Here is a 14090-nt window from a genome sequence, read left to right on the forward strand (position 1 = left end):
TTATATGGAAACCATTAATAACAGGGCAGTACCGGTTGCTATGGGGGCAACCTATAATGAGTTGAGTGTTACTAAGCGTAATGGGAGTTTGGAACAACTTGATCTGGAAAAAATTCGATCATGTTTTGTCCGCGCTGCATACGATTGCATGGATAATGTATCGATCGATATGCTCATCGCTGAAGTTGTGCGCAATGTTTATGATAAAGTAAAAACAGAAGAGGTTGAGTCTGCGCTTATTTTATCTGCTGTTGCATTTATCGAACAAGATCCTGCATATGATAAAGTTGCAACGCGTTTATTATTGCAAAAATTATATCGCGAAGTGCTTGGCCAAAGCGTTAATCCCGCCACTCTTGAGCATGAATATAGAAATGCATTTATAAAAAGTATTTATCAAGGAGTGAAGGGCGATGTTCTCAATCAAAAATTGCTGGAGTTCGATTTAGAGCGCTTGGCAAATGGATTGCATATTGAGCGAGATCATCTTTTTGTTTATTTGGGCCTTTCAACTCTTTATGAGCGTTACTTTTATAAGATTGAAAAAAAGCGCTACGAGTTACCGCAAACTTTTTGGATGCGTGTAGCGATGGGGCTTGCGCTTAATGAAACAAATAAAGAAGAAAAAGCGCTTGAATTTTATGAGACGTTCTCATCATTGCGCTATGTTTCTTCTACGCCAACGCTTTTCCATTCAGGTTATAAAATTGCGCAGCTCAGTTCTTGCTATCTTTCAACGGTAAATGATGATCTTGGGCATATTTTTAAAGTTATTGGCGATAATGCTCAGCTTTCAAAATGGGCTGGCGGTATCGGAAACGATTGGACAAATATTCGCGGGACCGGTTCATTTATTAAAAGTATTCATGCAACCAGCCAAGGCGTTATTCCTTATTTAAAAATTGTGAACGATGTCGTTATTGCAATTACACGAAGTGGTATTCGCCGTGGTGGTACCTGTTCTTATTTAGAAACGTGGCATATTGACGTAGAAGATTTTATCGATTTGCGTAGAAATACCGGTGATGAACGACGTCGCACCCATGATATGAATACTGCAAACTGGATACCTGATTTGTTCATGAAGCGCGTTATGCTCGATGCAGATTGGACGCTTTTCTCCCCAGATGAAGTTCCTGATTTGCACGATCTTTATGGTAGAGCGTTTGAAAAACGGTATGAAGAGTACGAAGAAAAAGCACGCGCTGGCCAAATAAAATTGTCTAAAGTAGTTTCTGCGCAAAAATTGTGGCGCAGAATGCTCAGCAGATTATTCGAGACGGGCCATCCATGGATTACGTTTAAAGATCCGTGCAATATTCGTTCACCGCAAGATCATGTTGGCGTTGTGCATAGTTCTAATCTTTGCACTGAGATCACGCTTAATACTTCTGCCGAAGAAACTGCCGTTTGTAATCTTGGATCTATAAATCTTTCTGAGCATATTATCAACGGTCAACTTGATGTTGAAATGCTTGCTAAATCGATTCGCACAGCAGTTCGCATGCTTGATAACGTGCTTGATCTTAATTTCTATCCAACTGCTGAAGCGCGCAGCTCAAACTTGCGCCATCGCCCAATAGGGCTTGGGGTTATGGGCTTTCAAGATGCGCTTATCAAGCTTGATATTGGATTTGCATCTGAAAAAGCGATTTGGTTTGCAGATTATTCGCAAGAATTAATTTCGTATTATGCGATTCTTTCATCATCTGAATTAGCACATGAGCGCGGCGCTTATCAAACATATAAAGGCTCAAAGTGGGATCGCGGAATTTTCCCAATTGATAGCATCGATCTTCTTGAGCAAGAACGCGGCATGCGTATTGAAGTTTCGCGCAGCGCAACTCTTGATTGGAGTTTGGTGCGTGAAAATGTAAGAAAGCATGGTATGCGCAATTCAAACGTGATGGCAGTAGCGCCAACCGCGACGATTGCTAACATTGCCGGTTGTTATCCAAGCATTGAGCCGCTTTATAAAAACATGTATGTAAAATCGAACATCGCTGGTGAGTTTACGATCGTAAATCGCTATCTTGTGAACGATTTGAAAAAAATTGGCGCATGGAATCGCCAAATGCTTGAGCAGTTAAAGTATTATGATGGTGATATTACTCGCGTGCCATCTATTCCTGAGCACTTGAAAGAAAAATATCGTGGTGCGTTTGAGCTCGATCCTGTTTGGTTGCTGAAAATTACTGCAGCTCGAGGAAAATGGATCGATCAAAGCCAATCGCATAACGTATTTATGAAGGGCGTTTCTGGAAAGAAATTAAACGATATTTATATGACCGCATGGCAGTATGGACTCAAGACCACCTACTATCTACGTACGCTTGGAGCGACACAGATAGAAAAATCAACACTTGGCACTGAATATGGATTTACGCAAAAACGTGAATATAATGATGATGTTGCCGATGCAAATGCAATTAAGGCTCAAGCGGTTGAACAGGAAGCGCCAAAGACCGGTGCATCTTGCAATCCATTTGATAATGCTGAATGCGAATCTTGTCAGTAGCTAGGAGACACAATGGCAAAAAAAAGAATCATTAACGATTCACAAACAGATCCGAATAAAATTTTACCCATGACCTATCAATGGGCGCGTGAACATTATAAAAATGGTATCGCGAATAATTGGGTTCCCGAAGAAATTGCTATGCAATTGGATGTTGAGCAATGGAAATCGCCAACCGCATTAAATGAGCGGGAACGACGGTTGATTTTATGGAATCTTGGATTTTTTTCTACAGCAGAATCGCTGACCGCGAATAATTTGGTACTAACCGTTTATCGGCATGTAACAAACCCTGAATGTCGCCAATATTTATTGCGTCAGGCGTACGAAGAAGCGATTCATACCGATACGTTTATTTATTGCTGCGATACATTGGGCCTTGACCCTGATCAGATTTATAATATGTATAACACCATTCCTTCTATCGCTGAAAAGGATGCGTTTGTTATCGAACTTACAAAATCGATCTTTGATCCAGGCTTTGTAACCGAAGGAACAGAAAATATTCGTCGCTTCGTGCGCGATTTGATCGGTTTCTATGTGATCATGGAAGGGATATTCTTCTATGCCGGTTTTGCAATGATGCTTGCGCTTAAGCGTCAGGGTAAAATGGTTGGTATTGGGGAGCAGTTTGAATATATTATGCGTGATGAAAGTATTCATTTAGCATTTGGCTGCGATTTAATTAATACGATTAAAGCTGAAAATCCTGAAATCTGGACCATTGCTTTTGAAGAAGAAATTATCGGCTTGATCAAAAAAGCGGTAATTCTTGAAAAGAAATACGCATTCGATGCATGCCCAGAGGGATTGCTTGGCATTAACGCACAACAATTTGCAGATTACGTTGAGCATATAGCTGACCGTCGTCTTGAACGAATTGGATTAATGCGTGTGTACTTTAAAGAGAATCCATTCCCTTGGATGTCTTTATCTACCGATTTGAGCAAAGAGAAGAACTTCTTTGAAACGCGCGTGACTGAATATCAATCCGCCGGTTCTCTGGAGTGGGAATAATTGATAATAGATGGGCCGCATTTCGCGGCCTTTTCTGTTTAGAAAAGGTATGGGCAATGTTATTTTTTTTGTTTTCTTTATTTTTGATAAGTCAGGGCCTTACAGCGCAACAAGCATATATAAAAAGAATTAATGCTTTCGTACCGCATGAATATGCATCATTAAGCGAATTTGAGCGTCAATATTTAAGCAGCGAAAAGTACCAGGCATGTTTAAATTGGTTTGAAGAATGCTCTGAGATGGAGTGTAAAAAAATCGAATATATGAGCGATCATTATAAGGTAGTTGCACTTCTTATTACACCAAAAAATATGGAACAAAAAAAATATCCTCTTGTGATATATAATCGGGGTGGTAGTGAAGATATTGGAAAAGTAACCATTCTTACTATCAAAGAAAAAATTTATGAATTTATTAAAAATGGCTATTGCGTGCTAGCGGCTCAATATCGCGGTGTTGATGGTGGGCAGGGAAGTGACGAGATTGGTGGAGCAGATATTAAAGATGTTCTTAGTCTTTTTAAGGTTATAGATGAGCTGGATTGTATCGACCGCGATAATATTTTTATGTACGGGCATTCTCGAGGCGGCATGATGACCTATATGGCAATTAAAGTGGGAATGCCTATAAAAGCCGCAGCAACAGAAGCGGGAGTCGCAGATTTTTTTACGTTTGTTAAATTTCGTCCCGAAGTGGAGGATGCATTTCTTAATAAATGTATTCCAAACTTGCCAGATAAAAAAAATGAAGAGTACGAAAAGCGCTCAGCTGTTTGTTGGGCGGATTTACTTAATGTGCCTCTATTTATAACTCACGCAAAAGACGATACCATCGTTTCGATTGAAGAATCACGAAATCTAATAGAAAAGCTAAAATTTTACAAAAAAGATTATGAATATTTAGAATACGATGATGGTGGGCACTTTCTTAAGATGCATCGTAATGAGATTCAGCAGAAGATTTTGGCATGGTTTGAAAAATATCGAAATTAATTGCTGGTTAAGGGGAAATAATGAAAAAAATCGGAATACTACTCGGATTACTTTTTTATTGTTTGAACTTGTTTGCATTAGTTCATCTTGAAGAGCAGAATAGTTGTCTCAAGCTCGAAACACTTTATGGTGAAATGATCATTGAAGAGCCAGTTTTGATAGATTTGATTAAAAGTGCTCCATTTGAGAGGTTAAAATACATTCGTCAATACGGCGTTGTGTGCCATGCGCGAAACGAGCCTGAATATACGCGCTTTCAACATTCACTTGGTGTTTTCTTTTTGACAAAAAAATATGGTGCACCATTGAGTGAGCAAATTGCTGCATTACTGCATGATATTTCTCATACGGTGTTTTCGCATGTTGGCGATATTTTTTATAACAGCGATTATCGAACCGGAAAACAATCATACCAAGATGAGATTCATGAACAGTATCTTAAAGAGTCTGGTATAGCTGCTATTTTGCAAAAACATGGTTTTGCTGATGCGTGCAATGGAACTAATAAACAATGCCAGCGCTGCTTTGATCAGCCGCTTCCAGGATTATGTACTGATCGTATCGAATATAATTTAACTGGTGCATATATTGACGGCATGATAACCCAAGATGAATTATGCACAATTCTTTCGCATTTGCATTTTGAGAAAGATGAATGGTTCTTTGATGAGGTGGATAATGCAAAAAAATTTGGTTTAATTTCATTGAAATTATCTGAATCTCGCTGGGGATCAGCATGGAGCGCGTTTATTGATTATTCTGCTGCGCAAGCGATGAAGCGTGCATGCACTCTTGGTTTAATCACAAAAAACGATATTCAATTTTCAACCGATGATATTATTTGGGAAAAAATCGCACAGAGCAAAGACGAAGAAATTGTTCAATGGATTAATCGGGTGCAGCATTCGCGGGAAAGCTTTTGTATATGCGATGCGGAAAAAAGTGATCTTTTTGTGTGTGGAAAATTTAGTGGTACGGATCCGCTTGTACTCACAGAAAAGGGATTCAAACGTATTTCTGAAATTGATGCTGAATATAAAGAAGAATACGAACGCGTGAAAAAATTGGTGAGAAGCGGCGCGCATATAAAATATTTGCGCTCATAAATATGTTATATGCATCAGTAGAAACCACTTTAACGGAAAACATATGAATAAATTTATTCTCTTAATTCTTGGTTTTTCAACCTATTCATACAGCATGGAACTTGCCAAACCTACCCATCCCCTTGAAATACCAGATATAACAAAGTTAGTTATGTATGCAATCGTAAACGTTCATGATCCCAAAGATGGGTATAAGCAACTACTTACCTCTTTAAAACGTTTTTCTCTAACTAATAAGAAGATTCATCAGACAACCTACCAGTTGAGATGCGGCAAGGAAAAAGATGAAAAAGAAGTAGATTCGGCGACAGAGCAATTTAATAAATACCTTATTGCAAAGCTTGTCGAAGAATTCCAATTGAAGCCTAGTCCAGAAATTTTGGCGTCGGCGTATATCGGAACACCTTATGCTTTAGGAAAAATAAGAAAATCGTACGCGAAACCGATCGATTTACAAGAAAAATTAGATCCTAAAAATAAATTAGTTACTAAGAGTAGAACAGTGAGGACGTTTAGTTACGGCTGGCAAAATTCCTCTTATTCAAAAGAGAAGTATACAGAAGAAGAAATGGAGCCTATGCGTGAAACGCTCATCAAATTTCCTCCTTCAACACGTCAACTCTGCTATGGGCTTCTTCCATTTATGTATCAATCGTGGAAGTAGAAAAAGAATAAGAAAAAATAGTGCTGCGATTTCAAGGTGTTTTCTTTTTTTGTGATAATAAAATAAGCGATATGAAGAAGAATACCATTGCATAATGCATAAATACTATTTCTTGCGCGGTTAAATCGCGATGTATCAATGCTTCGGCAGTAATTTGTACTGCTTGGCCGCCATCGAGCAAAGGAAGCGGTAGAAGATTAAAAAGACCAATTTGAATGCTTATAACGGCAAGCCAAAGGAAAAAGAAAGCAGCGCTTTCGTTAAATTTTTGATGGGTCGTTGTAATAATTTCTGATGGGCCCATGAGTTTGGCTCTTTTATAAGCAGGGGAAAAGATACCGCCAAATTCTTTGAAAAGTTCTTTCAATTTTTTCAATGTCGCATTCAAAGCTATAGTAAGGGAGCTTGCCTCTTGAGAAAAAAAAATAAAAAATAATAAAACTGCAGCAAGCAGACTATTATTAAAAATACCAGCGAGCGTAATAATCATTTTTTGCCAATAGGGCTTTTGGCTTAATTCATGCGCGGCAATACTTACGTAACCGCCTAATGGAATAAGGGCTATTTGGAACGTTGTATTTTGCGGTTTATATTGAATGAGCGCTGGCCCAAAACCAACTGAAAACGTCGGCGTTGGTACACCAAACGCGTGGCACGCAAGATAGTGGCCTAATTCATGAAAAAAAACGATAAAACTTAATGCAAGCAACGTAATGAGAGTTGCGCTGATGCGCTTGATTGAAAAATTCATAGTATTGTTCCCCCTGTGGCTCTACATTACTACAAAACGAGGGCCGATCTCAATTAAGCAATAAGCCGCACCTTGTCTGCTAGCAGATTATTTATTGCGGTGTTTACGTCAATTACTGTTCTATGTGCAATGCCTGCCGCCTCTTTGGCGTGTAGAATTTTTAAAACATGCGCATCGAGTTTTTCGTGCGTAATTATATTTTCTTTAATGGCATTTTCAATTAGTTCTACTGCTTTTGGAACATCAATAGGGCATAATAAAATATCATTACCAGCAAGCAGGGCCCGTAATTCTATTTCTCCCGACTTATAGTTATTCATAAGTGCTCCCATACCCAGGCCGTCGGTAATAATTAATCCTTCAAATCCCAGCTCGTTTCTTAAAAATGTAATGACGTTTTTAGAAAAAGTGGTAGGAATACAGTCTTTTTCAAGCGCGGGCACTTCAAGATGCGCGATCATAATGCACGGTATGTTTTGTGCGATAAGTTTTTTGAATGGGTAAAGCTCATACTGATTAAGACGATTTAGATCATGATTAATTATTGGTAACGCGAGATGTGAATCGACAAAAGTATCGCCGTGGCCAGGAAAATGTTTTGCGCAGGTCAAAATGCCCGCATCGCGCATTCCTTGATTAATAAGCACGCAGCAGTTGGCGACCTTTTCTTTATTTTCTCCAAATGAGCGTTCATTAATAATCGGATTTAAAGGATTACTATTAAGATCTGCTACAGGCGCTAAATTTAAATGAACGCCAACTAATTTGCATTGCAATCCAATTTGATATCCGACTTGATAAATAATTTCGCTATTTTCCAGCGCGCCAAGTATTTTTTGTTTAGGAAACGGAATAACTTCCGGAATTCGCTGATTCAATCCCCATTCGCAGTCTTGGGCAATTAAAAGTGGAATGTTCGCTCGCGATTGATAGATGTTGGTTGCAACTATTTCTTGCATAAGTGTGCTTGTTCCCAAATAAATAATTCCCCCAATTCCATACTCGCAAATAAGCATATCAATATAAGATCGATCGACGCGGTATGGTTCAAAATAGTGATACGTAGAGGTCAGAGAAATTTCATCAGCAACTGCGGCAACAATAAAAAGTTGCCCAATTTTTTCGCGTAAACTAAGATTTTCCAATGTTTTTTCTGCCCATGTAGCAGAAAGGAGTGAAGGAAGAAAAATTAAAAATAACAAAAAAGCCATTTAGTAAGTTCCTCCAAACTTCACCCAAACTCCCCAATTTGTAAGCGCGGTATTGCGTGTTGGAAATTCGTAAAGACCGCCAACCCCTGCAAGAAAACTAAACAAACAGCGCTCAATAGTTATTCCTGCGGCAATATGAACTTTATTAACCACGGCCGCGCGGGCCTGCGGCGTAATAAAATTGAGATCATTTACTGCAATTGGCGTGAACGATGCATCGTCACTTGCTTGATTATTAATCGTGCTTTCGCTTGATGTTTTAAAAGGAGCTGATCCAGCGATACCATAGGTGCCCGCAGGAAACGGTTCATCTAATTCAACTTTTTCATTCCCGTGTGCCCATAGATTGTAACCAATTTCGGCATCAAAAATTCCCTTATTGCATCTAAAGCCAGCGGTAAGATCAACGAAATTATAGGGATGTACCGTTGTTTTAAAGGTGAGAATATTCGGCCCTGGTATGTTGCTCGTTCCATCGATTTTATTAAAAGGTAAATAACGGCTCCAGGGTTTAAACAAAAGATCAAAGATGCGATGTTGGCTGCGGCGAGCAAGATAAATATTTTCTATATCAAAAAAGAGCGCGAGTAATTTGCAGTCGGTATCATTATTGAGCGGAAGTTGAAAATTGGCGCCGATGCCAAATCCAAAATGGCCATTGTACCCAAGATACGGATCAAAAACGAATTTTGCGTTTTGACCGCCAGAAAGCGGTATTAAAAATAGTGAATACAGCCCAACATGAATTCCGTCTCGCGATAAAAAAGTGCATCCAAGTTTTGCAGTGATATCGGAAACGCCAGCTTTTTTTTGCGAGCTTGGATTAAAGCGCGCATAGCGCCAGAGCCCTTGATTGAAAGCCGAAATAAGATCTTGATTATTTGGGCCCGTATTTTGCACGTTTGTTTGCGTTACTTGTAAATCATTTTCGATGAATTGAATTGGCAGGGCGAATGACAACCAAAACGGCTTAAAAAATTTGTGCTTAACAAGTTTTTTCAAATCTTGATTGTATTCAAGCCAAACGCCGCCTTGTTGTTGTTTTGGATTTATAGCAAACGTTCCAGAAAAGTTTGATGGAAGCCCTATCCACTCAGCTCGAACATCCCGTAATGTTGGTTGAAACGTAGCATCACCTTTTACAACTAGGGAACTCAAACGATTAAATAAAAAATAAGCGGAAATCTTATGCATTGGTTGTGATTGTTGGTAGATGCCAATCGCTTGTAGGCTAGCGAGTCGGTTTCCGCATTTTTCGTAGACAAAATCGCGCCACCCAGTGGCCCATTGTGCTGCGAGATTGCGATAAATTGGGCGAGTCATCATAAAAAATTGAGCGGTTTTTTCGTGTTCCTCAACCGGCTGGCAGCGAGACAGGAATTCAAAGCAATCGTCGATTGAATAAGAGAATTGATGGACGATAAGCGAAAAGAGTGCAATTATCCTAAAGCTCTTCATTATGCGAACCTTTTTTTTATATCGCTTAATCAAATTAAGTTTAAGATAGCTCTTTTAGAAATACAAGAATGCCTGTTGGTATAAAGCTGAAATACGAATAGATCGATAACAACGTTTGGCTACAAATAAAGCAATTACATTTTTTGAAATTTCTTACTTAGGAAAAGTTATGGCAGGGAGGAATAATTTTTGGTTATCGATTGTGCATTCTCAGTTAGAAGAAAATTTGCGACTTTTGGATGTTTCGCTGCTATTGCAACCATCGCTGGTGTTTGTTGCATATTATTTTTCACTTTTAAATCCAGCGCATATTTCTTTTTTAATTCCCCTATATAAGACAATAGACCATTTTCAGCCAGGAGATGAACCAAGCGAGATCCATCCTCTCGAATAATAATCGTATTGAGATCGGCTCCGGTATATTTTTCTTTTTGCAGCCCTTGCAGGAATTTTACGGCGCGATTTTTCTTGTGTTTAATTGCTTTTTTAATGGCATCGTTTCCGAAAGCCATCAGTTTTGAAGCTCTTTGCATATTAATAAGTATTTCAGCAGCATCATCTGCATTAATTTTACCCTTTTTTTCCGTATGAATGATTCCGGTAAAAAAAAGAATTCCTACCGCAAAAATAATTTGAATTGTTTTTTTCATTTTTGTAATCCCCGCGGTTTAATTTGCGTCTCTGATGAAGTTGCAGTATAGAATAAATGTCTTTTAGCTTTTAAAAAAGGAAAAAAGTATATGAAGCGCATTTTTTTTTCAGATAATAACTCGTTGGTTCCGGATCGCGAAATTAAAATAATTGTCGAAAAGCTTTCAAGCCAAAAAGAGCGAATGAAAAGTGGCGTTGAAAAGCGTTATGAGACAGATTATGCGTCACTTTATGCGCCATTTGACCAAGATGCGCGCCACATAATTAAAAAAGAAATTGCTCGTGTAAGTAATTATGATCCAAGTCTTATAGTGGTGATAGGTATTGGTGGTTCAAACTTAGGCACGAAAGCAATTTGGCAGGCAATGCAAGGTTTTTGCAACACTGCACAAAAAATTGAAGTGTGTTATGCCGATACGGTGGATCCTGAATTTTCCGCTTGCTTGATAAAAAAAGTTGAAAACATACTTATTAATAATAAAACTGTAGCGTTGGTTGTTGCAACTAAGTCTGGAACTACCACTGAAACAATAGCTAATTTTGAGCTACTTTTAGGAATATTAAAAAAGTATCGGCCGGATAATTATTTTCAATTTGTGACCATAATCACAGATCATCAAACTCCGCTCTACGATATTGCGGTGCATCATAATTTTGGCCTATTGAGCGTACCAAAAAAAGTTGGTGGGCGATTCTCGACGCTTTCTGCTGTTGGTCTTTTTCCGCTCGGATTAATGGGTATTGATGTTGATGCGCTTTGTGATGGGGCAGCTTCGATCATTCGCGATGAAATTGTCGATGAAAAAACAAATGATAGTGCACAAAGTGCGGCAATAAATTATTGGCATTATATAAATGGCAAACCTATGCGGGATATTTTTTTATTTTCGGTTCTTCTTGAAGGGATTGGGCATTGCTATCGTCAATACATTGGCGAAAGCTTAGGAAAGCAATTCGATGTACAAAAAAAGGAAGTACGCGTTGGTATTACGCCGCTTGTCTCAATTGGTACTATCGATTTGCATTCAGTGGGCCAATTATATTATGGCGGTCCGCGAGATAAAAATACGACATTTATTACCGTAAAAAAAATGCGCGCTGATGTTCACGTGCCTCAAATGAACGAATTTGATTCGTGCGTAAAAAATATTCAAGGTATTTCTTTTTCGGCAATTATGAATGCGGTTATTAGTGGGGTTAAGGATTCATATGAAAATGAAGGATTGCCATTTACTTCTATTGAGTTACCAGAAATATCTTCTTTTTATCTTGGCCAGTTGTTACAGTTTGCTATGATAGAAACAATGTTTGTGGGTTATTTACTCAATATAAATCCATTCGATCAACCGCATGTTGAACTCTATAAACAAGAAACGAGAAAGATCTTAGCGCATGAGTGATTGTACGTTTGTTATTTTAGGAGCGACCGGTGATCTTGCAAAGCGTAAACTTATGCCGGCGCTCGCAAAGCTAATAAAAGATGAAAAAGTAAAAAATTACGCGATTATTGGCGCTGCAAATAGCGACATCTCTGATGAGCAGTTTCAAGAACGTTTCAATAATGCCGTTTTGGGTTTAGATAAAGATCTTTTTCCTCTAATGAGACCGCGAATTTTTTATCAGCGCATAGGTTTTGATGATCTGGAATCATTTAATATTCTTGGGTCTAAAATTGCAGAAATTGAAAAACGCTTTGCATTATCTGGCAATCGCATTGTGTATGTTGCCGCACCATCGCTTTATTATTGCCCCATCACTCAATGTTTGGCGATGAGTAAAATCGTTCAGCGTGATCAGTCTGGCGATGCACCATGGCAACGCATTGTCTATGAAAAACCGTTTGGTGTTGATCAGCAATCTGCGCGTGATATAAATCACTGTATAGCCACTTGGTTTGACGAAAATCAGATTTACAGGGTTGACCATTATCTGACAAAAGAATTGGTAAGCAGTATTGTTTTGGTGCGATTTACCAATATTATTTTTGAGCCACTTTGGAATAGCAATTATATTGATTACGTCGAAATTATTTTAAGTGAAACGCTTGGCCTTGAGGGCAGAGGACGTTATTACGATAGTTATGGCGTGCTTCGCGATGTGGTACAAAATCATGCAATGCAGCTTCTTTCTTTGATAGCAATGGAGTTGCCGGTAAAACTGAGCGCAGAAGGTATTCAAGATCAGAAAACAGAAGTCTTAAAAAATGTTCGCGTAGAGGAAGGTTTTCTGGGGCAATATGAAGATTATCATAATGAACCCGATGTTGCGCCAAATTCACAGACACCTACTTTTTCTTGCTTGAAAATGGCGGTAGAGACACCTCGCTGGCGCGGAGTTCCTTTCTATATTAAAGCAGGAAAAAAGCTTGATCGAAAAGATACTTCGATTCATATAAAGTTTAAAAACGTTGATTGCACGCTCAAGGAAAGTTGCGTTTATGAATCCGATTATTTAACGATCCAAATCGAGCCGAATGCTACTTTTTCATTGCAACTAAACACTAAATTACCGGGAACGCTTTACGGAGTTGCTCCCGTTCAATTAACATTTAACCATGATTATGTTTTCCGATCGGCAACGCCAGAAAGTTATGAAATTTTGCTAGAGCAAATTATGGCTGGCGAACAATCGGTTTCAGTTCGTTTTGATGAGATCGAATATGCATGGGCGGTGATCGATTCGATTAAAAATATGAATTTGCCGCTTTATAACTATAAGCAGCTCTCATCGGGGCCTGATGAATTAAAAGATTTTGCGCGCAATAATAAAATGAGGTGGCGAGTATGAAAGTAGGGCTCATTGGTTTGGGTAGAATGGGTATTGCAATTGCGGAGCGATTGCTAGGAGCAAAAATTCATGTTGTGGGTTTTGATGAAAATGCTGACGCGGTAAAAGAATTCGAAAAAATGGGCGGCCAGGGAGTTCGAACTGCTGCAGAAGTTGGCAATCATACGCAGATTTTTTGGTTGATGGTTCCTGCTGGTGATGCAGTTGATGAAGTGATCGACGAAATTTATCCGAACTTGCGCAGCAAAGCGATCGTCATTGATGGCGGCAATAGTAAGTTTACCGATTCAATAAAACGCGCAGAAAAACTTAATTTTCAAGGCGTTCGCTATCTTGATTGCGGCACTTCAGGTGGGCTGCATGGCAAAGAAAATGGTTTCTCGCTGATGATCGGTGGGGATGCGCAGGCGTATAAAGAAATTGAACCAGTTTTTAAAGCGATAGCGGCACCCAAAGGATATGGGTTAGTTGGGCCATCGGGTGCAGGGCATTATGTAAAAATGGTGCATAATGGCATTGAATATGCACTTCTTCAGGCGTATGCAGAAGGCTTACATTTACTTCATGCAAATTCTCATTACAAAGAACTAGATTTGGCGCAAATCACCGACATTTGGAATCACGGATCGATTATTCGTTCATGGATTTTAGATCTCGCGCACCGCATTCTAGAACGTGATCAAGACTTTGCAAAAATTTCAGGAAAGATTTTTGAAAGCGGCACAGGAAAATGGACGGTTGAAGAGGCACATCGCCATCATGTTCCGGTAAAGCTCATTGAAGATGCGCTAAAAATCCGCGCAGATTCGCGGGAAACCGACGGCGATTACGCAACTAAGCTCGTTGCGCTCTTACGCCATGAATTTGGCGGCCATAAGCTGGGATGACGCATTTGGGGTTTAACATGATTTTTGAGCCATCCAAATTTTATACAA

General features: G+C 39.1%; 12 protein-coding genes. 8 read left to right on the plus strand and 4 right to left on the minus strand.

What is annotated here, in order from left to right:
- Positions 1-40: 40 nt before the first annotated feature.
- The 5 genes from HYX58_05630 to HYX58_05650 are packed head-to-tail and all read left to right on the plus strand — an operon-like array spanning position 41 to position 6297.
- Positions 41-2518 (plus strand): ribonucleoside-diphosphate reductase subunit alpha, encoded by a 2478-nt coding sequence (locus HYX58_05630; GenBank protein ID MBI2775461.1) that lies wholly within the window; start codon positions 41-43, stop codon positions 2516-2518.
- A gap of 12 nt (positions 2519-2530) precedes the next feature.
- A complete protein-coding gene (locus HYX58_05635; protein ID MBI2775462.1) occupies positions 2531-3535 on the plus strand; it encodes a ribonucleotide-diphosphate reductase subunit beta in 1005 nt (334 codons plus the stop codon).
- Positions 3536-3591: 56 nt separating this feature from the next.
- On the plus strand, positions 3592-4527 hold the full coding sequence (locus HYX58_05640; protein MBI2775463.1) for a S9 family peptidase: 936 nt from the start codon (positions 3592-3594) through the stop codon (positions 4525-4527).
- Between the two features lie 20 nt (positions 4528-4547).
- Complete coding sequence (locus HYX58_05645; GenBank protein ID MBI2775464.1) at positions 4548-5633, plus strand: HD domain-containing protein; 1086 nt, start codon at positions 4548-4550, stop codon at positions 5631-5633.
- Between the two features lie 43 nt (positions 5634-5676).
- Positions 5677-6297 carry a hypothetical protein gene (locus HYX58_05650; GenBank protein MBI2775465.1) on the plus strand — a complete coding sequence of 207 codons (621 nt, stop codon included), beginning with the start codon at positions 5677-5679 and terminating at the stop codon, positions 6295-6297.
- Positions 6298-6328: 31 nt separating this feature from the next.
- Here HYX58_05650 and HYX58_05655 read toward each other — a convergent pair whose 3' ends face one another.
- The 4 genes from HYX58_05655 to HYX58_05670 all read right to left on the minus strand — a co-directional run bounded on the left by HYX58_05655 (position 6329) and on the right by HYX58_05670 (position 10367).
- Complete coding sequence (locus HYX58_05655; GenBank protein MBI2775466.1) at positions 6329-7048, minus strand: site-2 protease family protein; 720 nt, start codon at positions 7046-7048, stop codon at positions 6329-6331.
- A gap of 53 nt (positions 7049-7101) precedes the next feature.
- Positions 7102-8259 carry a hypothetical protein gene (locus HYX58_05660; GenBank protein MBI2775467.1) on the minus strand — a complete coding sequence of 386 codons (1158 nt, stop codon included), beginning with the start codon at positions 8257-8259 and terminating at the stop codon, positions 7102-7104.
- Positions 8260-9717 (minus strand): hypothetical protein, encoded by a 1458-nt coding sequence (locus tag HYX58_05665; protein MBI2775468.1) that lies wholly within the window; start codon positions 9715-9717, stop codon positions 8260-8262.
- A gap of 167 nt (positions 9718-9884) precedes the next feature.
- Positions 9885-10367, minus strand: a complete 483-nt coding sequence (locus HYX58_05670) for a hypothetical protein (GenBank protein MBI2775469.1) — start codon at positions 10365-10367, stop codon at positions 9885-9887.
- Between the two features lie 90 nt (positions 10368-10457).
- Here HYX58_05670 and HYX58_05675 point away from each other — a divergent pair, with 90 nt between their 5' ends.
- From HYX58_05675 to gnd, 3 genes are read left to right on the plus strand one after another with little or no spacing between them, the layout of a single operon-like run.
- A complete protein-coding gene (locus HYX58_05675) occupies positions 10458-11768 on the plus strand; it encodes a hypothetical protein (GenBank protein MBI2775470.1) in 1311 nt (436 codons plus the stop codon).
- The gene (gene zwf, locus HYX58_05680; protein MBI2775471.1) at positions 11761-13155 is read left to right on the plus strand and encodes a glucose-6-phosphate dehydrogenase; all 1395 of its coding nucleotides are present in this window, start codon (positions 11761-11763) and stop codon (positions 13153-13155) included. Before HYX58_05675 ends, zwf begins: the two co-directional genes overlap by 8 nt.
- Positions 13152-14042, plus strand: coding sequence for a decarboxylating 6-phosphogluconate dehydrogenase (gnd, locus tag HYX58_05685; protein ID MBI2775472.1), 891 nt, complete (start codon positions 13152-13154; stop codon positions 14040-14042). The genes zwf and gnd overlap by 4 nt, the downstream gene beginning before the upstream one ends.
- The last annotated feature ends 48 nt before the right edge of the window (positions 14043-14090 follow it).

It is taken from the genome of Candidatus Dependentiae bacterium, from assembly GCA_016191325.1.
Classification (GTDB): domain Bacteria; phylum Babelota; class Babeliae; order Babelales; family JACPOV01; genus JACPOV01.